The sequence below is a fragment of the Sphingomonas sp. TF3 genome, from assembly GCF_003985085.1.
In the GTDB taxonomy this organism is placed as follows: domain Bacteria; phylum Pseudomonadota; class Alphaproteobacteria; order Sphingomonadales; family Sphingomonadaceae; genus Sphingomonas.
In genome coordinates, this window is record NZ_RWKS01000020.1 from 46,041 (window position 1) to 66,233 (window position 20,193).

General features: G+C 63.9%; 21 protein-coding genes. 11 read left to right on the plus strand and 10 right to left on the minus strand.

Annotation, left to right across the window (positions count from 1 at the left end; genetic code table 11):
- Nucleotides 1-18: 18 nt before the first annotated feature.
- Nucleotides 19-1,389, plus strand: a complete 1,371-nt coding sequence (locus EJC47_RS16420; protein ID WP_260591622.1) for a chromosome partitioning protein ParB — start codon at nt 19-21, stop codon at nt 1,387-1,389.
- A gap of 250 nt (nt 1,390-1,639) precedes the next feature.
- On the opposite strand, the gene EJC47_RS16425 is transcribed toward EJC47_RS16420, so the two are convergent.
- Complete coding sequence (locus EJC47_RS16425) at nt 1,640-2,497, minus strand: DUF3800 domain-containing protein (protein WP_126848958.1); 858 nt, start codon at nt 2,495-2,497, stop codon at nt 1,640-1,642.
- 82 nt (nt 2,498-2,579) lie between these two features.
- Nucleotides 2,580-3,143, minus strand: a complete 564-nt coding sequence (locus tag EJC47_RS16430; RefSeq protein ID WP_260591623.1) for a hypothetical protein — start codon at nt 3,141-3,143, stop codon at nt 2,580-2,582.
- 173 nt (nt 3,144-3,316) lie between these two features.
- On the opposite strand from EJC47_RS16430, the gene EJC47_RS16435 reads away from it, so the two are divergent.
- The 4 genes from EJC47_RS16435 to EJC47_RS16450 all read left to right on the plus strand — a co-directional run bounded on the left by EJC47_RS16435 (nt 3,317) and on the right by EJC47_RS16450 (nt 6,181).
- Complete coding sequence (locus EJC47_RS16435; protein WP_126848959.1) at nt 3,317-4,090, plus strand: hypothetical protein; 774 nt, start codon at nt 3,317-3,319, stop codon at nt 4,088-4,090.
- A 227-nt stretch (nt 4,091-4,317) separates the two neighbouring features.
- Nucleotides 4,318-4,581, plus strand: a complete 264-nt coding sequence (locus tag EJC47_RS16440) for a hypothetical protein (RefSeq protein ID WP_185867700.1) — start codon at nt 4,318-4,320, stop codon at nt 4,579-4,581.
- Between the two features lie 47 nt (nt 4,582-4,628).
- Nucleotides 4,629-4,886, plus strand: a complete 258-nt coding sequence (locus tag EJC47_RS16445) for a hypothetical protein (protein ID WP_126848961.1) — start codon at nt 4,629-4,631, stop codon at nt 4,884-4,886.
- Between the two features lie 2 nt (nt 4,887-4,888).
- Complete coding sequence (locus EJC47_RS16450) at nt 4,889-6,181, plus strand: Fic/DOC family protein (protein ID WP_126848962.1); 1,293 nt, start codon at nt 4,889-4,891, stop codon at nt 6,179-6,181.
- A gap of 469 nt (nt 6,182-6,650) precedes the next feature.
- Here the strand turns inward: EJC47_RS16450 and EJC47_RS16460 are convergent, their stop codons facing one another.
- The 3 genes from EJC47_RS16460 to EJC47_RS16470 are packed head-to-tail and all read right to left on the minus strand — an operon-like array spanning nt 6,651 to nt 10,833.
- A complete protein-coding gene (locus EJC47_RS16460; RefSeq protein WP_126848963.1) occupies nt 6,651-8,078 on the minus strand; it encodes an efflux transporter outer membrane subunit in 1,428 nt (475 codons plus the stop codon).
- Entirely contained in the window at nt 8,078-9,604 is a 1,527-nt protein-coding gene (locus EJC47_RS16465; protein WP_126848964.1) for a DHA2 family efflux MFS transporter permease subunit, read from the minus strand. The genes EJC47_RS16460 and EJC47_RS16465 overlap by 1 nt, the downstream gene beginning before the upstream one ends.
- Nucleotides 9,604-10,833, minus strand: coding sequence for an HlyD family secretion protein (locus EJC47_RS16470; protein ID WP_126848965.1), 1,230 nt, complete (start codon nt 10,831-10,833; stop codon nt 9,604-9,606). The genes EJC47_RS16465 and EJC47_RS16470 overlap by 1 nt, the downstream gene beginning before the upstream one ends.
- A 188-nt stretch (nt 10,834-11,021) precedes the next feature.
- On the opposite strand from EJC47_RS16470, the gene EJC47_RS16475 reads away from it, so the two are divergent.
- The gene (locus EJC47_RS16475; protein ID WP_126848966.1) at nt 11,022-11,804 is read left to right on the plus strand and encodes a MipA/OmpV family protein; all 783 of its coding nucleotides are present in this window, start codon (nt 11,022-11,024) and stop codon (nt 11,802-11,804) included.
- A gap of 359 nt (nt 11,805-12,163) precedes the next feature.
- Here the strand turns inward: EJC47_RS16475 and EJC47_RS16480 are convergent, their stop codons facing one another.
- A complete protein-coding gene (locus tag EJC47_RS16480; RefSeq protein WP_185867701.1) occupies nt 12,164-12,589 on the minus strand; it encodes a PaaI family thioesterase in 426 nt (141 codons plus the stop codon).
- Complete coding sequence (locus EJC47_RS16485) at nt 12,582-13,004, minus strand: PaaI family thioesterase (protein WP_126848968.1); 423 nt, start codon at nt 13,002-13,004, stop codon at nt 12,582-12,584. Before EJC47_RS16485 ends, EJC47_RS16480 begins: the two co-directional genes overlap by 8 nt.
- Nucleotides 13,005-13,134: 130 nt before the next feature.
- Here EJC47_RS16485 and EJC47_RS16490 point away from each other — a divergent pair, with 130 nt between their 5' ends.
- The 3 genes from EJC47_RS16490 (at nt 13,135) to EJC47_RS16500 (ending at nt 16,561) form a co-directional block, all read left to right on the plus strand.
- Nucleotides 13,135-14,115 (plus strand): MlaD family protein, encoded by a 981-nt coding sequence (locus EJC47_RS16490; RefSeq protein WP_126848969.1) that lies wholly within the window; start codon nt 13,135-13,137, stop codon nt 14,113-14,115.
- 236 nt (nt 14,116-14,351) lie between these two features.
- Complete coding sequence (locus tag EJC47_RS16495) at nt 14,352-14,960, plus strand: TetR/AcrR family transcriptional regulator (RefSeq protein ID WP_260591624.1); 609 nt, start codon at nt 14,352-14,354, stop codon at nt 14,958-14,960.
- Nucleotides 14,957-16,561: an ABC1 kinase family protein gene (locus tag EJC47_RS16500; RefSeq protein ID WP_126848970.1), complete on the plus strand. Its 1,605-nt coding sequence runs from the start codon at nt 14,957-14,959 to the stop codon at nt 16,559-16,561. The genes EJC47_RS16495 and EJC47_RS16500 overlap by 4 nt, the downstream gene beginning before the upstream one ends.
- 71 nt (nt 16,562-16,632) lie before the next feature.
- On the opposite strand, the gene EJC47_RS16505 is transcribed toward EJC47_RS16500, so the two are convergent.
- Nucleotides 16,633-17,454: an SDR family NAD(P)-dependent oxidoreductase gene (locus EJC47_RS16505; protein WP_126848971.1), complete on the minus strand. Its 822-nt coding sequence runs from the start codon at nt 17,452-17,454 to the stop codon at nt 16,633-16,635.
- Entirely contained in the window at nt 17,451-18,437 is a 987-nt protein-coding gene (locus EJC47_RS16510; protein WP_126848972.1) for an aldo/keto reductase, read from the minus strand. Before EJC47_RS16510 ends, EJC47_RS16505 begins: the two co-directional genes overlap by 4 nt.
- A 148-nt stretch (nt 18,438-18,585) precedes the next feature.
- Between EJC47_RS16510 and EJC47_RS21430 the strand changes: the two genes are divergently transcribed.
- Nucleotides 18,586-18,714: a hypothetical protein gene (locus EJC47_RS21430; protein WP_260591626.1), complete on the plus strand. Its 129-nt coding sequence runs from the start codon at nt 18,586-18,588 to the stop codon at nt 18,712-18,714.
- 43 nt (nt 18,715-18,757) lie between these two features.
- Here the strand turns inward: EJC47_RS21430 and EJC47_RS16515 are convergent, their stop codons facing one another.
- On the minus strand, nt 18,758-19,381 hold the full coding sequence (locus EJC47_RS16515) for a sigma-70 family RNA polymerase sigma factor (RefSeq protein ID WP_185867702.1): 624 nt from the start codon (nt 19,379-19,381) through the stop codon (nt 18,758-18,760).
- Between the two features lie 154 nt (nt 19,382-19,535).
- Here EJC47_RS16515 and EJC47_RS16520 point away from each other — a divergent pair, with 154 nt between their 5' ends.
- Nucleotides 19,536-20,042: a TetR/AcrR family transcriptional regulator gene (locus EJC47_RS16520; protein ID WP_126848974.1), complete on the plus strand. Its 507-nt coding sequence runs from the start codon at nt 19,536-19,538 to the stop codon at nt 20,040-20,042.
- Nucleotides 20,043-20,193 lie beyond the last annotated feature (151 nt).

Genomic DNA, 20,193 nt, shown 5'->3' on the forward strand with positions numbered 1-20,193 from the left:
AGGGACGCCAAGGGCCAGTTGTCGCTTGAGGCGGCGCGCGCGCTCACCCTGACCGACGATCATGCCCAGCAGGTCAAGGTTGCGAAGGCGGCTAACGGCCAAGCCCATGCGATCCGCCGATTGCTCACCACCGACAAGGTCGCGACGACCAGCGGTGCGTTCCTGTTCGTCGGGCAGGATGCCTATGCGGCGAAGGGCGGGACGATCACCCCGGACCTGTTCAGCCAAGGCGACGCCGGTTATGCTGACCAGCCCGAGCTTGTGCAGGAACTCGCAGAGGAAAAGCTGGACGGTATCGCGGACGAGTATCGTGCGATCGGTTGGTATGAGGTTCGCGCCCAACTGGATCGGCCATACGACCTCTACATGAAGGGCAGCATCTATCCCGCCACGCGCGAGCCGACCGATGCCGAGGCCGAGCGGTTCGCGGCGATCGAGGCGGAAATCGAGGCCATCGCGGAGGCCGAAGGCGAGGACAGCGCGCGCATCGAACCGCTGTCAAAGGAGCGTGACGCGATCAACGAGGGATTGCGCGACTTTAATCAGCAGCAAGTGGTGATCGGAGGCGTGGCGCTGTGGATTTCGCAGGACGGGACGCTCGGCAAGAGCTTCTATCGTGCCAAGGCCGAGCCGAAGCCGAAGGGGACCAGCACCGGCCCTACCCCGCTCTACAGCAACAGCCTGTGCGCAGACCTGTCGCGCATCAAGACCAAGATCGTGCAGGAGGCGGTCGCAGCCGACCCGGCGCTGGCGCTGGACCTTGTGCTGGACAGCCTAGCGGGCCAGTTGCTCCACGGCGCGCACAGCTATCAGATGGCGCTTGAGGTTCAGGCCAAGACCATCACGACCACGGTTGCCGACGAGCTTATGGCGACCAGCGACGTTCGCCCGGTCGAGGAGACGATGGCAACCCGCTTCGCTTCCGTCCCCGAGGAAGGGCGGTTCGAGGCGATCCGCGCAATGGCGACCGACGACAAGATGGCGTTGCTTGCCGGATTGGTGGCGATGACCGTGGACGGCACGGTGTTCGCGGGCGGCTCCCCCGGCAAGCGGCATCATCATTTCGAGCAGATCGCACGGGCAACCGGGGTGGACATTGCCGCCCGTTGGTCCGCTCCCATCGCGCTGTTCGACAAGATGCGGCGCGCTGCGATGATCGACCTGTTGCGCGAGGAGGTTGGAGCGCCGAGCGCCGAGAATTGCGCGAGCATCAAGAAGAAGGCCGACCTTGCCGTCAACGTGTCGGGACGCCTCCCCGCCAACTGGCTTCCGGCTCCGATGAAGATCGGCGCGTTCGACGAGCCCGAGGGCTACGATGACGCCGACATGGACGCCGAAGACACGGAAAGCATGATGGACGACGAAATGGCCGACGACGAAATGGCCTGACACCTTGGGGGCCGGTGCAGATCGGCCCCCTTCCCTTCCAGCGGCTCGCCCTGGAGCCCCCCCATCGCCGGCGCGACAGCCATGCCCCGCATGGCCGTCGCGCCCGCTGCCTCTGGCGAGGCCGCGAGCGCCGCCCGATCGAGATCGGGCGGGCGCTGACGATTTTAGAAATTGAAAAGTAGGGTTTTCGCGCCTATATTTGCCAGTGGAGGCTTTGTCCGCGGCGACGCGAGCATTGCCTTCTTCCGTTTCAGGCCAGTGGCCGCGGCCTCAGATCGTCGATCAGTTTAAAACCGTAGATCCGATCGCCACCTTCCGTCTCCCGCGTGAATTGAAGCCGGTGAACCAGATCGGCCAGCGGGCGCAGCTCGTCGCGCGCGGGTGCCGTCATCCGGCGCAGGCGCAATCCCCAACTGATGACATAGGCCACAATGTCGGCAGTTTGAATCAGCGTCGTCAGATCGCTGTGGACGAAGAACGGCTCGGGGATGATGAGCCGGGACCGGCTTCGGCCGTTGCGCGTGTTCACGAAATAGTTCGACACTTGGCCGAGCAGAATATGCGCCGCGCTGCGGTCCAGCTCATCGAATACCAGATACCCCATCGGGTCGCCGGGCAGTCCGTTGAGAAAATAGTAAAAGCGCTCGAACAGAAACGCATAATCCTTGCGGAGCGCGTCGCTCCGCTCCGGACGCGGCGCTTCCAGCGGCACGATCGTGGCGAACACCTTCGCCCCATGTCGCCGCGCAAGATCGAGACTGAACCGACAATATTCGATCTTCGCTTGCCCCAGCGCCGTGAGCCGATCGCGTGTGACCGCGGTGCCATCGACCAGCAATTCCCGAGCGAGCTGGGTCCGCTGGATATGCTCGAATGCTCCGAGCTGGGCGGCGTGCTTATATGTCTTGCGATCGAGCAGCTTTTGCGCCTTCGCCTCGCGGCCATAGGCTTCGAATAATCGCATCCCGAAAATATGCTGTTGGGCGTCGGACAAGTCGCGGATGAGCGGCCAGACCTTGCGATCTTCGACCGCGATCCCAGCCAAAACCTCATAGGGGGAATGACGCTGATCCTGGCCGGACTCGTCGATGAACAGGGTCCAGCTCATGATAGGTGCGTTGCTGCCTTCGTGTTTTGCTCCGACCTTCTTTCATTCTCGGCTATGTTGCAAACGACGCCAGTCTGTATCGCTAGAGAAAGAGGTCGGGCGCGGCCCTGCCGGGCACGGCTCTATCTCCCGCCCATCGGGCGTCCGACCGAGCCACCTGCGGCGTCTCGTCCCATGTGGGTGACGATCCTCGCGTCGTAGGGTCGACGACGGCGACGATCGGCATCCACTCGATCGCCGCCACAAAATCACCAAGCGCGCGCCGACGATAGGCATTGAGCCATCGCCGACGCCGGTGTTCCGGCGCGTCGTGGATCATATGGCACCGCTGGCAGAGCGCCGCGAGGTTGCGCGGCGCGTTGTCAGTCGGATCATGGTTGAGATGAGCGCACGCAATATACACCCGCGTGACGCGCACGATCGCTGCGACGCCTGTGCCGGGCGAGCGCGCTCGCCGCCCCCGCCCGTCGCGCCAATGCCGGCGATCGGCGTCCCACCAGCGGCCATCGCCGAGGTGGAACACCTGCCGACCATGCGGACGCTGGCAATGCTCGCAGCGCCCCTTGGCGCGTCCAAAGCGGATCAGCTTCGACAGCTCGGGCCAGTCGATCGGATAGAGCCAGCGATGTTCGGCCATGATCGGCATGACGATTCTATGAGTCAGCCGAGCTGAGAACGAAAGCAGAAAGTTGGGCAGTGGACCGCCCCATATCCGCGGCTTCACCGTTGCCATTTGGTATCCGCGACATAGGAGTGTCAGATAAGACAAAGGGGAACATTGAATTGGTTTTACATCGGAGCGCACCCGCGATCGTCGCAATGGCACTGGCGGCGCAGGCCCAAGCCCAGGACGTATGCCCTGCCTATGTCGGGCAGACGGTGACGCCCACAACCATCGATGCCGCGATCGCAGCGGTCTCCAGGGTGCCGGGCGTTAAGGGCGAGTTTGAGACCACAGCGCAATTTGAAGCGCGCCAGGCTGCGGCGAGTGGCGGCACGCTAGGGCGCATGATTGTAGCGAAATCCCCCGAGCGCAAATATTTCGAGTATGACGCCGATGCCGGGAAGCTCCGCATCAAGTCCTACGCCTTCGACAATATCAACGTCGATTACGACGATGTGTTTGGTTACGGAACCAAGTTCTATGAGAAGGTGAAATACTCTCACCTCTCCTACAATCTTGATGTTGTGATGAGCGAGACGGAGGTGCCGACCGGCAGCTATGTCGGAGGGAATGCCTTTGGTGCCAAGACGCGGGTGACGAAGAAGACCCGCACGACCAAGGCGATCTTCGACCATGACGCCGCGAGCTACGACGAGGGTCTGTTTCCCGGCGCGGACAAGGATGCCGTGATCGGCGAGTTGGCGCTGTCCCCGGCAGAGGCGCAAAGATTGAAGGCCACAATGCGCGTCGCGTTCGCGATCACCCCCAAGGCCCCGTACTTCGCATCTGGCGTCAAGAATTGGGGGAACGCCACGATCGACAACCCGGAGGAGGTCCGCCAGCCGATCTCCGTCGTCATAGCCGACATTCAGTGCGGGCTGTTGCTCGACGCTGGTGGGAAGGTTCTAGCTGCCTACCCGACGCGCTAAGCCGGCGCCCTCCGTGCCGCTGCGCGATCAATGCGCCTCGCTAGGCTTGCCCCTTCACCGGGTCGAGCTTGAGCGCGTTGATCGGGCATGGCGCGTATCAGGCCAAGACCATCATCGACCGGAGCTGGCGGCTTCGGCCATGTTGCGCGCGGAGGGCTGGACGTGCGCGGCTTGCGAGGGGTGGCCCAATGCTCCTCCTGATGAAGGCCGCTTGCCTGGAATGGTTGATGGAGCTGAACACGCTGGGGCCGGCCGATAGCCTCACCCGTTTCTTGGAAGCGCAGTTCGTCATCAACGCCGCCCACCTCGACAGCATCTACGACGCGATCGGTCGCACCACCACGGCCCAGGTTCGCCGCAACTTTGAGGCGATCTATGCTGCCGGCGTCGATGAATATTATCCGGGTGTGACCGGCGACCTGGTACGATCCGCGCTCGCAGGAGCGCGGATCGTGATGCGCCGAAACCGCCTCGCTCAAGTGATTTGTTGAGAAATCGCCGCAGAAAGCGTAGGGTTAATGGCGAAGGAGATGACTTGATGGCCCACATCGACCTTGAGGCGCTTCGCAGTCGCATCCGTTCGATGGGCTTTGAGCGTGGCACACCGGAGCAGATCGCCCTTTGGCGCGACGACGTTTCGGAGTCGCGGGCTAACCTTGTCATCGAGGACATGACGCCGACCGAGGCCGAGGATGCGATGTTCGCGATGATGCTGGACGAGGGCGTGCCCCCCGCGCTGATGCCGTCGATCATCCTCGACCTCTACAAACCGGGAACCAGCCAGATCGCCGCCTGACCTTGGCGAACGATCCTTATACCTATCCCGGCACCGACACGCTTCGGAACCGGCTTGGGATCACCGATGATAAGACGCTCACAGAGGCCGAGCGGCGCCTTACCCAGGCGCGCGGCGCGGAAGCCGCGCGCCTTACCTTTCCGGCATCGGCCGACGGCTACCGCGCGCTCCATAAGCACCTCTTCCAAGACCTCTACGAATGGGCGGGCCAGGACCGCACCGTCGACACCGCCAAGGGCGGCGCGCGCTTCGCGCACGTGCCCTACATCGCGCGCGAACTCGACAAGCTGTTCGCCGACGTGGGGGCGAAGAACGGCCTTCGCGGACTTCCTCGAGACGAGTTTTTCGACAGGCTCGGCAACCACATCAACGAGATCAACGCCATTCACCCTTTCCGCGAAGGCAATGGCCGCACGATGCGCCATCATGCCGCGCAGCTCGCGCGCGACGCCGGCCACCCGATCCGCATCGCCTCGATCGACAAGACGGCATGGATGGACGCTTCGCGGCATGGCTTCCTGACTGGCGATCATCGTGGGATGACCGCGGTCCTCGCCGGCGCGGCGATCCGGCGCGACCTCGCGCCCGAGGCGCGCATCGGCCCCGCTGGGATCGCCATGCTACCCCAGCGGGCGCCACCCGAGGGGCAACGCTACCGGATGACGCTCAGCAAGGTCCGCGAGGAGCTGGAACGCTACCTACCCGCCGCCCGCCAACAGGCGGCCGACCGGCTGCGTGGTTTGATAAAGGACGGCGCGCCGACCGCTACCATCGCGAACGCGCGCACCGAGCTTGCCTATGTCCGGCACGCCAAGGGGCCGGTCTATCAGTCCCACCTTCTCACCTATCTCGGCGTTCGACAGGTCGACGCCGTCATCACCAAGGAGCAGTCGCCGCTTGAGCGCGTGCGGGAGATCGGAGCCGCGCTAGGCGTGCAGATCAACGCCCAGCAATCGGCGCAGCTTCAACGGGCAGTCCGCTCGCTTGAGCGGCCCGCGCTCCGCCCCGGCCATTCGCCGGGGCAGGAGCGGTTGGCCGAGCTGTTCCTGAAGAACACCCTGGAAAAGAACAACGCGGACCCGCGCCTCGCACCCGCTCAGGCGATCGTCGACGCCGCCATAAAGACGGCGCGCGATCGGGGAGAGAGCGTCCGTATGGTCAGCACAATCGGGGATTCGACCCGCCAGCTCGTCGCCGATCGCATCAGGACTGGTGGCGCCCTAGATGCCGAGATCGGCCGCGTCTCCGATCGGGCTGCAGTCCCCCCGCCACAACGGAAAGAGCGGGGCCGCTGACCGGCGCTGTTGGGAAGACAGCATGTGCAACAGGTATCGACCTTCGGCGAGACAGGCGGCCGTCATGCGCGCGTGCGATTTCGAGCCGCTCTACCCCCAAGATGAGACATACCAAGTGCCGCGCGCGATCTTCCCGACCGGGAAGAAGACCGCGCGGCACGGCCTGGTCGTGCGACGATCGGCGCAGGGCAACCGGCCCTTGGAGTCAGTTGCGATGGAGCGGGCTTCCCGACCCAGGTGCCGAGCAAGCGCGACCCAGCGGTAAATCTCGACAAGTATGTGACCAACGCTCGCAATCTCGCGTCACCGATGTGGCGCCGGTCGCTCGCGAGCGCCGATCGACGCTGCCTTGTCCGTTCACTCACTTCGCCGAGCCGCACCCGGAGGGCGGCATGGGCGATGACAACAAGGTGCTTGCCTTCATTTCATCAAGCTTCATTTCGTGCGTCAGACGCGTTCCTGCATTTGGCTATTCTGCCGCGTTCCAGCCCAGCCCAATAGACTTTTGGAGGGCAATGAAGGCACGATCGAGCTCTCCCGTGGCCTCTAGCACTGCCTGATCGGCGGACAGGGCGGCCCGCTCTGCATCAAGCGAAGAGGTCTGGGCCACAGCGCCCTGCCGGAAGCGTTGGGCCGCGTACAGTGCCGATTGTCGTGCGCCTTTGCGGCTCTGGACGCTCGAGGCGAGGGTTTTCCGTTGATTGCCAAAGCGGGTAAGGCTGGTTTCCGCATCGGACAGGGCGGACAGCACCGTCTTTCGGTATTGCGCCTCCGCCTCGTCCCGATCGGCGCGGCCCTGCTCGACCCGGGCGCGGTTACGGCCGAAGTCGAGAAAGCTCCAGTTGATGCGGGGTAGCAAAATGCTGGAGACATTGCCCGGGTCGACAACGTCGCCGATGTTGGGACCGCCCAGGCCAATGATTCCCATGATGCTGACCGAAGGGAACTGCCGGGCGACATTCACTCCGACCTGTGCGGTCGCCGCGGCAAGCCGGCGTTCCGCAGCGCGGATGTCGGGACGTCGTCTGATTAGTGCTGCGGGGTCACCGATCGACACGCTTTCCGGGATGGTAGGGATCGCAGCGGGGGCGCTCAGGGCCTCATCGTGTGCACCGGGTTCGTCGCCGGTCAATAATGCCAATTGGTCCAACGTGACGGCGATCTGTCCCTCAAGCGGGAGCAGCGCACCCTGCGTCCGGTTCAGCTCCGTCTGAAGCCGCACCACATCGTCGCGCGACGACGCGCCCCGCCACTCGCGCTGCTCGAGTAGGGCGAGCGATTGCGCCTGCAAGTCGGCCGATCGCCGTGTCAAAATCAGCCGCTGTTGAAGCTCCCTAAGGGTTACGTAGTTGCTGGCGACCTCGGCCGACAGCCGCACTTGGGCGTCGGCCAGGTTCGCATTCGCAGCCTCTGCCTGGGCCGACGCGCCCTCAGCGGCGCGTCGGCGACCGCCGAACAGGTCGATCTCCCACGAGGCGTCGAGACCGGCATTGTAGAACTCCGCCTTGATGCGGTCGTCCTGCTGACCCTGCGGCTGCAGCGCAAGCGATCCGGTCGGCAAATCCGCGACGAGGGCAATGCCCGAGGCCGAAACGGATGGCAGCTGGTTGGCGCGCTGCTCGCGCAGCGTGGCGCGCGCCTTGCGCACACGCGCTTCTGCGATGGCGACGTCGGGACTGGCGGCGACCGCCCGATCAATCAGCGCAGTCAGCTGCGCGTCCGCCATCGACTCCCACCAGCGGGCGAGTGGCGGCCGCGGCGCGGTGTACGCCGGGTCGGCGCGTCGGAAGGACGCGCCGGGACGCTCGGCGTTCGCGATGGGGCGCGGACCACCGTAGTCGGGGCCCACGGTACAGCCAGCGAGCACGAGCGGAAGGAGGATCAGGTAACGCGCCATCAGTGCATCGCCATCTGCGTGCCGGAAGAAATCGGGCGTAGGAACAGCGCAAGCGGCGTCGTGATCGCGATCGCGACGCCGAGCGCGAAGAACAGGTCGTTGTAAGCCATTACGGTCGCCTGCTGGAGCATCTGGCCGGCAAGTTGTCGGTAGGCGCCCGCCTCGCCGGCGGGCCCCTCCATAGCGCGCGCGAACCATTGCTGGGTTGTGACCGCGTTGGCCGACACGGTCTCGGCGAGACGGTTGAAGTGGATGAAGGTCTGCCGGTCTTGCAACGTCGCCATCAGCGCCAGCCCGATCGAGCCGCCGAGATTTCTCCCTGCATTAAACAGGGCCGAGGCATCTCCAGCGTCGTCGGGCGACACGGCGCTGATCGCGGCCTGGTTCAGGAACATCATCGCGAAGATCTGCCCGAAGCCGCGCACCAGCTGGGAGTTGGTCAGGTCTCCCCCGGCGGACTGCGCGGTCAGGTTCCAGTCCATCGCGCAGCTAACGCCGACAAGGGACATCCCGAAAAGGACCGCCACGCGCACGTCGAGGTATTTGAACGCCAACGGCAGGAACGGCATCATCAGCAACGCCGGAATACCCGAGACGAACACGACCTTGCCAGATTGCAGCGCGCTATAATCGGCCATGACCGACAGGAACTGCGGGATGAGGAAGGTGACCCCATACAGGACAACGCCGATAACCAGGCTGAGCACGAAAACGCTGCCGAACGCCCGACTGAAAATAAGCCGGAGCTTCAGCACAGGGTGCGCGGAATGCACCTGACCGATTGCGATCAGCGCGAAGCCGAAGACGGTAGCAATCGCCAGCTTCACGATAACAGGCGATTCGAACCACATCTCGCGCTGACCTTCCTCGAGCATGATGGTGAGCGAACTCAGTCCGATCATTAGCCCGGCGATGCCCAGCCAGTCAGCTCGGCGAAGTTGGTCCAGCCTTAGCCGCTCGTGGTCGAGTCCGAGCAGGAGCAAGAGGACCAAGCCGGCGCATACCGGCACATTCAGGAAGAAGGCGTAGTGCCAGCTGTAGTTATCGGTCAGCCACCCGCCGATGATCGGCCCGAGCACGGGGCCGAGGATCGCGGTTCCGCCGAAAGCGGCGGTCCCGATCGGCTGCTGGTGGGGCGGCAGTCGCGTCGCGATTATCGTCATCGCCGTCGGTATGAGCGCGCCGCCGGTAAAGCCCTGGCCGACGCGCCCTGCGATCATCATCGGCAGCGTCGTCGAGATCCCGCAGACGACCGAAAAGCCGGTGAACGACACCGCCGCCCCCAACAGGAAGTTGCGCAGGCCGAACAGGCGCACCAGGAACGGACTAAGTGGGATCATGACGATCTCGGCAACGAGATACGATGTCGCGACCCAGGTGCCTTCTGTACCGCTCGCCCCGATCTCGCCCTGGATCGTCGGCAGCGCGGCGTTCACGATCGAGATGTCGAGCAGCGCCATGAACGACCCGATCGTCCCTGCCGCGACAGCAATCCAGTCGCGCGCGCTAGCGCGTTGCTTGGACATCACGGCTGAACCCGCTCGTCGCGGCGCCTAAGTCGTTCGGACTCTTCCTCGATTTGACGCTTGCTGTCCTTGGCGCCGATGGTGTCGACGGTGACCTCTACCGAAAGACCGGGCCGCAGAACCTTGCGTGCCTCGGGACCTGCCTCGATGCTGATCCGGACGGGCACGCGCTGCACGATCTTGGTGAAGTTGCCCGTCGCATTCTCCGGCGGCAGCACCGAGAACTGAGCCCCAGTTCCGGGCGAAAAGCTGGCAATCCGACCACGCAGCTCGGCTGCATCCAGCGCGTCCACCTTGATCGTGACTGGCTGTCCGACGCGCATCAGCGAGACCTGCGTCTCCTTGAAATTGGCACTGATGTAGAGCTGATCGGTTGGAACGATCGACATCAGCCGGGTCGCCGGCTGGACGAACTGGCCGGCGCGTGCCGCCTTGTCCGCGACGACGCCATCGATGCTGCTGCGGATCTCGACCGAACCAAGGTTCGTCGAGGCGCGTGTGAGTTGCGCGCGTGTGGTATCACGCTGCGCGAGTGCCTGACCGATCCGTGCGTCTTGGGTCGCGAGGCTGCGACGAGCAGCCAACGCGGCGGCACGCTGCGCGCGCAGGTTCGCGAAGGCCCGGTCTCTTTCCAGCACCAGGCTCGCCACGCGCTCCCGGGATTCAGCGCCGGACTGAGCGAGTGGCTCGTAGCGGCGGACTTCGTTCGCGGCAGCATCGGCTGCGGCTTGGGCGCTCGCGACCTGGGCGTCCGTTTGTTCGATCGACGCACGCTGCTCATCGAGCGTTCGCCGCGCAGTGCGGATACCGGCGTCCGCGGCGGCGAACTGAGCCTGCGCCTGCGCAACGTCGGCGCGGTAATCCCGCGGGTCCAGCACCGCCAGCAGCTGGCCGCGCCGGACCGGCTGGTTGTCGCTCACCAGCACGCGCTCGACATACCCGCCGAGCTTCGGGGAAACTGTCACGAAGTCCGCGCGAACATAGGCGTTGTTGGTCGACTGAAGATACTGGCCGCTTTGGCGATAGTTCCAGTACCAGAGCGCCGCCGCGACGATACCGACGATCAGCGCAGCGACGAGCACATAGCGGATGATCGGAAACCGTGTCAGCAGGGCCGGCTTTTCCTTGGCTTGCTTGTCATCGTTCGCGCTCTTCGCGTCCTCCTTTACGCGTTCGCCATCTCCGCCTCGACGCTCATCAGCATCGGGCCATTGGTTCTCATCAGCCACTCTAAAACCTTGTGAAATGTAAACCGCATGGTAGCATAGGCAGCATGGTCAATTGATTCCACCGATATTCGCTTCCAATCAAACGGGATTCTGAACGATGACTTTGACCGATGACAGGTTCGTCACCTGCTTGCGGCTCAGCGGCATTGCGCTTCTGATAGCTGGTGCTATCGGGACGTCGAGCGCCCATGCGCAAGAACGCCGATGGCTCTAACGCCGATCGCTCGCGCGTCACCATCGGGGTCGGCGCCGCGACGCTGCCCGACTATGAGGGCGCCGATGAGAACAGCATAACGCCCGGCGCAATCGTCGTCGGCAAAATCGCCGACCACGACCTCTTCACGCGCGGCACGCAGCTCTACTTCAACCTGATCCCGAGCGGCTCCGGACCTGGCACCAACTTCGAGCTCGGCGTGATCGGGGCGGTACGCCTGGATCGAACGAACAAGGTCGACGATCTCCGGGTGCGGGCGCTCGGTAAGCTCGACACCGCCTGTGAAGCCGGCGGCTATGTCGGGATCAGCCGCACCGGCGTGATCACCAGCGACTATGACACACTGACGGTGCGCGTCGCCTACGTGCACGACCTGTCGGACGCATACGACAGCTACGTCGTCACGCCGCAGATCAACTACGCGACGCCGCTTTCGCCGCGCACGCTCGTATCTGTCGGCGCGTCGGCCGACTATGTCGGCAAGGGCTATGGCCGCACCTACTTCGGCGTGACCCCGGCGGGAGCGATCGCCAGCGGGTTGCGCGCCTACTCGATCAACGACAGCGGGTGGAAACGATACAATCTGACGGCGTTTGTATTGCAGAGCCTTAGCGGCGACCTCCGCCGGGGGTTCGGCCTTGGCGCCGGGGTGCTCTACGGACGGCTGCTTGGCGACTACAAGCGCAGTCCGATCGTATCGGACGTGGGTGACGCGGATCAGTTGGCTGCGGCGGTCGGCCTCACCTACACGTTCTGACAGCATTCGCGGGTACACCTTCGGCGCCTTGGCTGTGACGGAGATGCCGATCAACTTGGTTCTTAGGCGCCGCGCGTCTTGGCGATGGTGTAACATGCGCCTTGTAGCTCATCATCTCCCGCAACGGGCGCTCGATCGCGGCAAGCATCATCTTTAGCAGCCAGCACATACAAGGATATCAAGGCCCGAAACTTTGCGCGCGGGGGATTTGCCGCTTGTGTTCCACGAACGGCCGCAGAAGAACTTCGCGGCAGCCGACCATGTCGACGGCGTCATGTTATTGCTTGCTGGGTATACAGCGATGAAGCAGGCGCCGCCGGGCCTCGGCGGCAGCGCTTCGCCGCGTGACGCCAGATCCCTTAGCCTCGGGCGGAGCGGGTTTGCTCAGCGATGCAGGAGAACTCGAATTGCGCCGCGCATCCTGGGGCGTCGGGACTATCCTGCCACGCCTCGATGTGAACGACTGCCACCCGTCTCCCAATCCGACGGACATCGGGTCGCGCGGTCAGGTTCCGCAGGCGCATCGGGGCCAGGAACTGGACATTCAAGCTGATAAGGCAAGGTAGCGACGACTGGTCGAGCCTACGCGCGACGACGACGCTGCACGCAAGCTCGAGGAACGCCGTCACTGCACCGCCATGAAGCGCGGGCAGAAGGGGATTGCCGATCAGTTCGGGTCGAGGCGACAGGGTCCAGAGTGCGCCAGCCTCCGACACTTCGATCATCTCGCCGAGCTTGGCGCCGAAGCCTGACGAAGCGACAAGGGCCGCGACGCGCTCATCCATGCTCATTCGCGATCGGTCGATTGATCGAAAAGACGCCCTGGGCCGCCGCTAAGATGTCCGAAGGGTCGCGATCCCAAACCTCCGCACGGACGAATGCCCTGCTCTCCGTGAGGCTATAACAATGGGACCACACCGTGACCCGGCATCCGGCCTCGGGTCGCCGGACGTGGTCCACCTTGAGGTTGAGGGTCGAGATCAGGAGCGGTCGCGACAGCCGCGACATAACGGCCGCGCCGCACGCGTGATCGACCAGGCTCACGACTGCGCCGGTGGCCACTGCGCCAGCTTGATCAGACAGGTCTGCCCGCCAGGGCATGCGCATCGACGCGACACCATCCCCTGATGAAACGAGTTGCACGTCAAGCGCAGCGCTCCACGGAATGGCGACCATCCCCACATCGGTCAGGACAGACACATTACAACCTCCAACATACCACGCAGACAATCACGTTCCAGCAGCACATCGCACCCGTCAACCTCGCACAGTAAAACTGCACCACTCGGTTTACATAGTTTGCGACGATTGCTATCGACCGATCTAGGTTATGGAAACGCGATCGAACCGCCTGCTCGTCTTCGCCGTCGTCGGCGTCCTCCTTGCCACGTTGCTGGTGTTCGCGGGCTGGCTCTTCTCGGGCAGCAACCCCGACGGGCGCGAATACCTCATTCGGTTCAAAGATAGCGTCACCGGTGTCAGCAAGGGCTCGCCTGTGACCTTTTCGGGCGTGCCGGCGGGCTCCGTGACCGCAGTGCGCCTCGCCGAGAATGATCCCTCGACTGTGCTCGTGAAAGTGCGGCTCGACCCCGATATTCCGATTGTACGCGGGGTGGAAGCTACCGTCTCGCGATCCTTCATCGGCGGCGATTCCACCGTAACTCTTGATGGCGCGCGCAAAGGAGCGCCACCGATTGTACCGGTAACAGGGGAGCGACTGCCGGTGATTCCCGCCAAAAAGGGCGGCCTTCTGGGTTCGGGTGGGGATCCCTTGGCGCTGATCGAGAAGATCAGCCGCTCCGTGGACAACGTATCGAGCAACCTGGACGGCAAAGGTCAGGAGCGCGTGCGCGCACGTCTCGCACTGCTCGCCGAAAGATCGGCGGGGTGGTCGGACAGGGTGCCGCGGATCTTTGATGGGCTGACGGAAACCAGCGGAAAGGTGCAGCGGGGCGGCGACTCAATCGCCAGCGCCGGCGAAGGCGCCGACCGCCTGCGTACAAGAATCGAGGCGGAGCGCGGATCGGGCCTTCGTTCGCTCAGGGAAAGACTGCACAGCGCCGAGAGCGCTGCCGAGGCGTTTGGGGCCAAAGTGGAGGCGGCGCGCCCGACAATCCGGAGAATCGAAGTGCAGCGACAGACGGTAACGGACCAGGTGCGGTCGGTCCGCGCAACGACACAGCGCGTCCAGGAGCAGGCCCAGCGGATCGATCGCGAGGGGCTGCAACTCTTCGGAACGCCGAAGTTGCCCGACTACAAGCCTGGGGGCGGGGCCGCTGCACCGCTCGGCGTCCAGCCGCCCCCCCGATAACGATGCCGCCGATGATACCCGTCGACAGGATGGGGGCATAGCCGAACCCGCATCCATGCCGTCCGCATCGACGCAGCATCACCGCAAGGCCGTGGCGTCGTCTCATGGTCTCGTCTAGGGTCAGGAGAGCCTCGCGTTGGCAGTGTAGAAACGAGGTCAAGTTGAACCAATCGAATCAGGAGAAACCGAAGCGCGGAAGGAGGATGGGACGCCCGACTGCCGGAGACGCGATCCGATTGACCGGCCACATCCTGAAGAGCGCGCGCGAGGTGTTTTTCGAGCACGGGTTTGATGGAGCGAGTGCCGACATGATTGCCGAGCGCGCGAGGATCTCGAAGCGCACGCTCTACGCCCGGTTCGGCAGCAAGGATCGTGTGTTTGAGGCCGTGATCCTCGATGATATCGCTACGCAACTTCGCGCGCTCGAGCCGACCGTGGATGATAAGCTCGACATCGCAGCGAGGCTTCAAGCGATTGCCGACGTCCTGCTGGAATGGCTGCTGACGACGCGTGTCGCGTCGATGGAGCGCGTCGTCATCGCACAGGCCGTGCGCTTCCCCGCGCTCGCGGCGAATATACACGAATTTGGCTTCCAGCGCGCCGTGAAATGGGTAGCGAGCATTCTCGCGCACGCCAACGCCAAGGGCGAACTCACTCTTTCGGACCCGGTGTTCGCCGCAGAGCAGTTCGTCACCCTCGTGGTAGTGGCCCCGATGCGCCGCTCCGCGCTCGGGCTCGCCCCCGCCGCCTACGACACGGCCGCACAGGACCGCGTCCGGCGCGGCATCGAGTTATTCATCGCTGGCTGCCGGACCCAAGCCTCAGCCGATGGGCGATCGTCTTGAGCGAAGCCCCAGAGGATGTGCCGCTCGGCGAGCGTGCGCGGTTTGCCGAGCTGACAAGGATCTTCGCACGTCATGGCCTGAGCGGTCTCGCTTCCCGCATGGGCCTGATACCAGGCCGCTCCGCGCTACCCGCCGAGGCGGATGCCCCAGAACGCGTGGTCGCGATGCTGCGCGATCTCGGGCCGGTAGCCGTCAAGCTGGGTCAGGTTCTGGCTACCCGCGAAGACCTGCTCGGGCCAGAATGGGTGGCAGCGCTTTCGACGCTTCAGGACCAGGTGCTGCCGCTGCCCTTCGAGCAGATCGAACACGATCTGGTGGCGGCGCTTGGCGCACCGGTTGAAGAAGTGTTTGCCCGGTTCGACCGCGATCCGATCGCGGCGGCATCGATTGCTCAGGTCCATGCCGCCGCGCTCCACGACGGGACGGAGGTCGTCGTCAAGGTGCGACGCCCTGGCATCGCCGCCCGGGTGGATGCCGACCTTAGGCTTCTGCGAAGGGTCGCGCGGCTGGGGGAGCGACGCTCGCCCGAGCTGAGGCGGCTTAAGCTCGACGAGTTGCTGCGCTCCTTCGCCGAAGGCTTGTCGCAGGAGATGGACCTGAGCGCCGAGGCAGCGGCCTGCGAGAGCATAGGCGCGTACCTTGCAACTCTGGGCGTCCGGACGCCCAGGTTTTTCTGGGACCATATCGGACGGCGCGCGAACGTGCAGGAGCGGCTTGTCGGCATGTCTGTTCGCGCGACCACTGCCTTAGGTGTGGATCTTCCGACCGCGAAGGCAATCGCCGGAGCATACGCCGACGCCGTGCTTCGCATGATCATCTTCAACGGCCGCTTCCACGCCGATCCACATCCCGGCAATGTGTTCGTCCTGACTGACGGCGCGATTGCGTTCATCGATTTCGGTGCGGTCGGAATCCTGACCCCGGCGCGCCGATCGGAACTGGTGACGCTCGTACTGGCGATCGCGGGCGACGACGCCCGCGCCGTTGCCGACGTGCTGATGCGCTGGTCGGGGGACTATTCGGTGAACACGCAAGCCCTGCAGCGCGACCTGGAATCGCTGATCGGTGAGTTCCGCGGCGCCGTCCTTCAGCAGATAGAGTTGTCGGTGATCTTCAAGCGCGTCTTCTCGCTGCTGCGCGAATACCGGCTCACGCTGCCGTCGGATCTCGCTCTCCTGCTACGAACGCTTCTCACCGCCGAGGGCTTCGTGCGCAGCCTCGACCCGGAATTCAACATCGCATCCAGGACTATGCCGATTGCCCGGGAGCTGATGCGCGAACGACTGAGCCCCGCTGACCTCAAGAGAGGCGGGCGGCGTTTCGTGGCCAGCCTTGGACGGCTCGCGACCGCATCTCCTGAGCTGATCACCCTGGCAGAGAGTATCGCGCGGTCGGGGGCGCTGCCAATACAGATCCAACCTTCCCCGTCGTCTTCGCCGATAAAGAGGAATTCGGCGGCCGATCCCCACGTTCTTACCGCCGGTTTGCTGATCGCGGGTGCTATCCTCGTAGAGGATCATGCCATCGCAGGGTTGCTCCTGATTTCCGCAGCGATCGCCAACTTTCTTTGGGCTAGTTTCCGCAGCGGAAGTGAAGGCTAGGCGAGCTTGCGTACCCAAAATGGTGCGACGGACGGGATCTCGCCCATCTCGTCTTGCGAACCGCCGCTCCGTCACGGACTCGCCCAACCCGCCTCGTGCATCGCCATTCTCGCAGCTTCTGCTTCCAGCAGATCGCGACTCCACCGGGAGGCGTCGAGTCGGCATCCTGTGACCCCATCTGAGCCGTCCGACGAAAGCCACAGGAGCGGGGGGACGATGATTGTTGGGTCCAGTAAATCCTTTCGCGCCTCCTGCGGCAGCGCCTCTGGAATCATTCCGGTCGCGGTGGCACCGCCTGGGAGCAATGCATTCACCGTCACGCCCGTCCCTTCCAGATCATGCGACCAGATGATGGTTTCCGATTCGAGCGCTGCCTTGGACGGACCGTAGGGAGAGAAGCCGCGCCGCCGCATTGTCGCGTGATTCATCGTGATGTTGACGATCCGGCCCCACCCGGCCGCGATCATCGGCCCTGCCGCTGCCCGGGCCATCAGAAACGGGCCGTTGACGTTGGTGTCGATTACCATGCGCCAGACGGCCGGATCGGTCTTCCAGAAACGGGTCGGCTCCGTCAGAAAGCGATCACTGACATATTTCATGCCCCGTCCAGCATTGTTGACGAGGATATCAAGTTGGCCGAACCGCTCCGTCGCCGTGGCGACTACGCGCGCGCAATCCTCCTCGCGCGTGACATCGGCGGTCATCGGCAGGACGCGCCCCAGGGCGGCCTCGCGCGCCACAGCCTCGACCTCATCCTTTTGGCGCGCGGCGATCGCGATCACCCTCGCTCCCTCCGCCGCGAGACCGAGCACCATGGCCCTGCCGAGCCCGCGACCGCCGCCAGTAACGATAGCCACTCGCCCGGCGAGCCGGTCGCCAGTCTCGGTGGTCATCTGTTCAGCGCCTGCATCTGAGGAGAAGCGTAGCGTGATCCGGAGGCAGCTCCGGGGGGCAGGATGCTGTCGATGCGCTCGCGGTCCTCAGGCGTGATCCGCACCTCCATGGCCCCGACATTCTCCTCGAGCCGTGCCCGCTTCTTGGTGCCCGGAATGGGAACGACATCGTCGCCTTGCGCCAGGAGCCAAGCGAGCGCGAATTGCGCTGGCGTGCAGCCCTTCTCGCGCGAGATCACCTCGACCGCGCTGACGAGATCGAGATTTTTCTGAAAGTTCTCGCCCTGGAAGCGGGGTGCCTGGCGCCGGTAGTCATCCTCCGGTAGATCCTCAACGCGACGGATCTGGCCGGTCAGGAAGCCGCGCCCGAGCGGACTGTAGGCGACATAGCCGATGCCGAGTTCACGCACAGTCGGCAGAATCGTCTCCTCGGGGTCGCGGCTCCAGAGCGAATACTCAGTCTGGAGCGCGGTGATCGGGTGAACGGCATGGGCTCGGCGGATGGTTTCAGGCGCCGCCTCCGACATGCCGAGGAACCGAACCTTGCCCGCCTGAACAAGCTCGGCCATGGCGCCGATTGTCTCCTCGATCGGCACGCTCGGGTCCACCCGGTGCTGGTAATACAGGTCGATGTGGTCGACCTTGAGCCGCCGCAAGGAGGCATCGCAGGACTGCCGGACGTAGTCCGCATCGCCCCGGATCCCCAAATACTCGCCGTTCGCGCCGCGGACATTGGCGAACTTGGTGGCGAGGACAACTTGATCGCGGCGATCGGCGATCGCTCTACCCACAAGCTCCTCGTTGGTGAACGGACCATACATGTCGGCCGTATCGAGGAAGTTCAGGCCGAGCTCGAGCGCACGGTGGATGGTCGCGATCGACTCCGCGTCGTCGCCCTGCCCGTAGAACTCTGACATGCCCATGCAGCCGAGGCCGAGAGCGGAAACCTCCAGTCCCTGTGAGCCGATCCTGCGCTTTTGCATCGGTAACTCCTGTTGCGACCGCCGCGGTGTAAACCGGGGGGGCGACGCCAAGTTCCGCAGGATTGAGAATGCCCGGAGCTTACAGAAAGACCCGTATCGTCGAGGACTCTGGATCCGCCGCTCGCACGACCGGGTTCGATTAGCGTCCATGCCGGTCGCTGCCCGCCTTCCCGCCAATGATCGTTCCCTGATAACCGCTGTCGGCGCGGTGAACTCGCAGTCGGATATCCATGTGTTCGACAAGTTCGATTACCTGCCGCTCAATCTCATTCGCTGACGGCTATGTTCATTGTCCAATCGCACTCGGGCATCTGCGCCTCCTACCCGATTGTCCGCGATCCCGATGCTTTCCATCGTTCGTAAGTCGTCGCTGGTGTCTCAGGAAGAGCGTTGATTGATTTCGGAAATACTGCTGGCAACCGGACTGCGCTGTCGGAGAAATAGGCCACTACGCCTGCCCGAGCGCGAGCTACCCGGCTCTTGAGAGTGCCGAGTTCCTGTCCTGCCCGCCGGGCGGCATCTTCGTATGAAAGGCCTTCTTCGGTGATGAGCAGCAGTGCTTCACGTTGTCCGGCCGGCAGAGCAGCAAGCGCGCAGTCCAGATCGCGCCTGTAAAGAGGGTCGTCCTGTGCCGCACCCGATACGAGTAGACGGTCATGCACATCGGGATTCCACTGGATGCTGCGCGCGGAGCGCCGGACGTTCGAGAGGAAGCAATTGCGCGCGATGCGGAACACCCATGCCTTGAAGTTCGTCCCAGGTGTGAACCGGCTGCGAGCGCGCCAAGCTCGTATCAGCGTCTCCTGTACGAGGTCGTCGCTATCGTTACCGGCAAGGCGTCGGGTATAGCCGCGTAGCGACGGCAACACCGATTTTACCGCAGCGACGAAGCACTCGGGCGAGGTGATCGTTTCGCTGATCGGCAGGGTTAGGTTGGAGCTCACTGGGAAAGTCCATCTAATTGCAGGAAAGTCGGTGTAGCGGGTCTTGAGCAGAACGTGCTATAAGCGGACATCGATTGTCCGATAAAGTAAGAACGACGTTGGAGATGAAAAGTTGCGAAAGGATGCTGCGGCTCGGCGTGACAAGCTGATCGAGGTGGCCGCGATGCTCTTCGAACGCGACGGCTACGACATTCCCCTGGACGCGATCGTCACCACAGCGGGGCTGGGCCGGGCGACTCTATACCGGAATTTTCCGGATCGAACGGCCCTGATGGCGGCGGTTCTTGTCTACAAACTTGCCGAGCTCGAGCAATTCGTCGCGGCGCACGATGACGACACGACGCTGTTGAAGGCCTTCGTTCGAAAGTGCGGGCTGAATGTCCTGCTGCATGCACCGGCCGTAGAGTGCCTTAAGGCCGATACCTCGACAGGAGCGGTACAGGAGTCGATCGCCGTCATGACCGCGCGAGCCGATGTGTTGCTCGACCAGATCGTCATGCGCTCTCACGCTGCGGGAACCTTATGCGCCGGAGCGACCGCTGCCCACCTCCGCATCGTCAACAAGATGGTGGCCGCAGCAGCGTGCGAGCCTACGGAAGCGCAGAGCAACAGGCTCGATGTCGCGGTCGAGATTGTCACCGGTGGACTTTCGCCACGATAACGCGAGCGGCGTCGCGACATTTTCTTCCGGGCTAACGGAACCCATCCTAGTTAACAGCGGTTAAGCTCGCACCCGACACATTCTGTCCGCTTTTGAACATAGGATGCATCCACGTCTTTCGCGTGACGATAATCGGGTGCAGCTCGTATCT

Excerpts from the sequence above, each read along its gene's own strand:
- EJC47_RS16505 (WP_126848971.1), bottom strand. The coding sequence starts at position 17,454 with ATGACCACCGAGACTGGCGACCGGCTCGCCGGGCGAGTGGCTATCGTT.
- EJC47_RS16435 (WP_126848959.1), top strand. The coding sequence starts at position 3,317 with ATGGCACTGGCGGCGCAGGCCCAAGCCCAGGACGTATGCCCTGCCTAT.
- EJC47_RS16460 (WP_126848963.1), bottom strand. The coding sequence starts at position 8,078 with ATGGCGCGTTACCTGATCCTCCTTCCGCTCGTGCTCGCTGGCTGTACC.
- EJC47_RS16430 (WP_260591623.1), bottom strand. The coding sequence starts at position 3,143 with ATGCCGATCATGGCCGAACATCGCTGGCTCTATCCGATCGACTGGCCC.
- EJC47_RS16490 (WP_126848969.1), top strand. The coding sequence starts at position 13,135 with ATGGAAACGCGATCGAACCGCCTGCTCGTCTTCGCCGTCGTCGGCGTC.
- EJC47_RS16480 (WP_185867701.1), bottom strand. The coding sequence starts at position 12,589 with ATGGATGAGCGCGTCGCGGCCCTTGTCGCTTCGTCAGGCTTCGGCGCC.
- EJC47_RS16475 (WP_126848966.1), top strand. The coding sequence starts at position 11,022 with ATGCGCAAGAACGCCGATGGCTCTAACGCCGATCGCTCGCGCGTCACC.
- EJC47_RS16465 (WP_126848964.1), bottom strand. The coding sequence starts at position 9,604 with ATGTCCAAGCAACGCGCTAGCGCGCGCGACTGGATTGCTGTCGCGGCA.
- EJC47_RS16445 (WP_126848961.1), top strand. The coding sequence starts at position 4,629 with ATGGCCCACATCGACCTTGAGGCGCTTCGCAGTCGCATCCGTTCGATG.
- EJC47_RS21430 (WP_260591626.1), top strand. The coding sequence starts at position 18,586 with ATGCCGGTCGCTGCCCGCCTTCCCGCCAATGATCGTTCCCTGATAACC.
- EJC47_RS16510 (WP_126848972.1), bottom strand. The coding sequence starts at position 18,437 with ATGCAAAAGCGCAGGATCGGCTCACAGGGACTGGAGGTTTCCGCTCTC.
- EJC47_RS16425 (WP_126848958.1), bottom strand. The coding sequence starts at position 2,497 with ATGAGCTGGACCCTGTTCATCGACGAGTCCGGCCAGGATCAGCGTCAT.
- EJC47_RS16440 (WP_185867700.1), top strand. The coding sequence starts at position 4,318 with ATGGAGCTGAACACGCTGGGGCCGGCCGATAGCCTCACCCGTTTCTTG.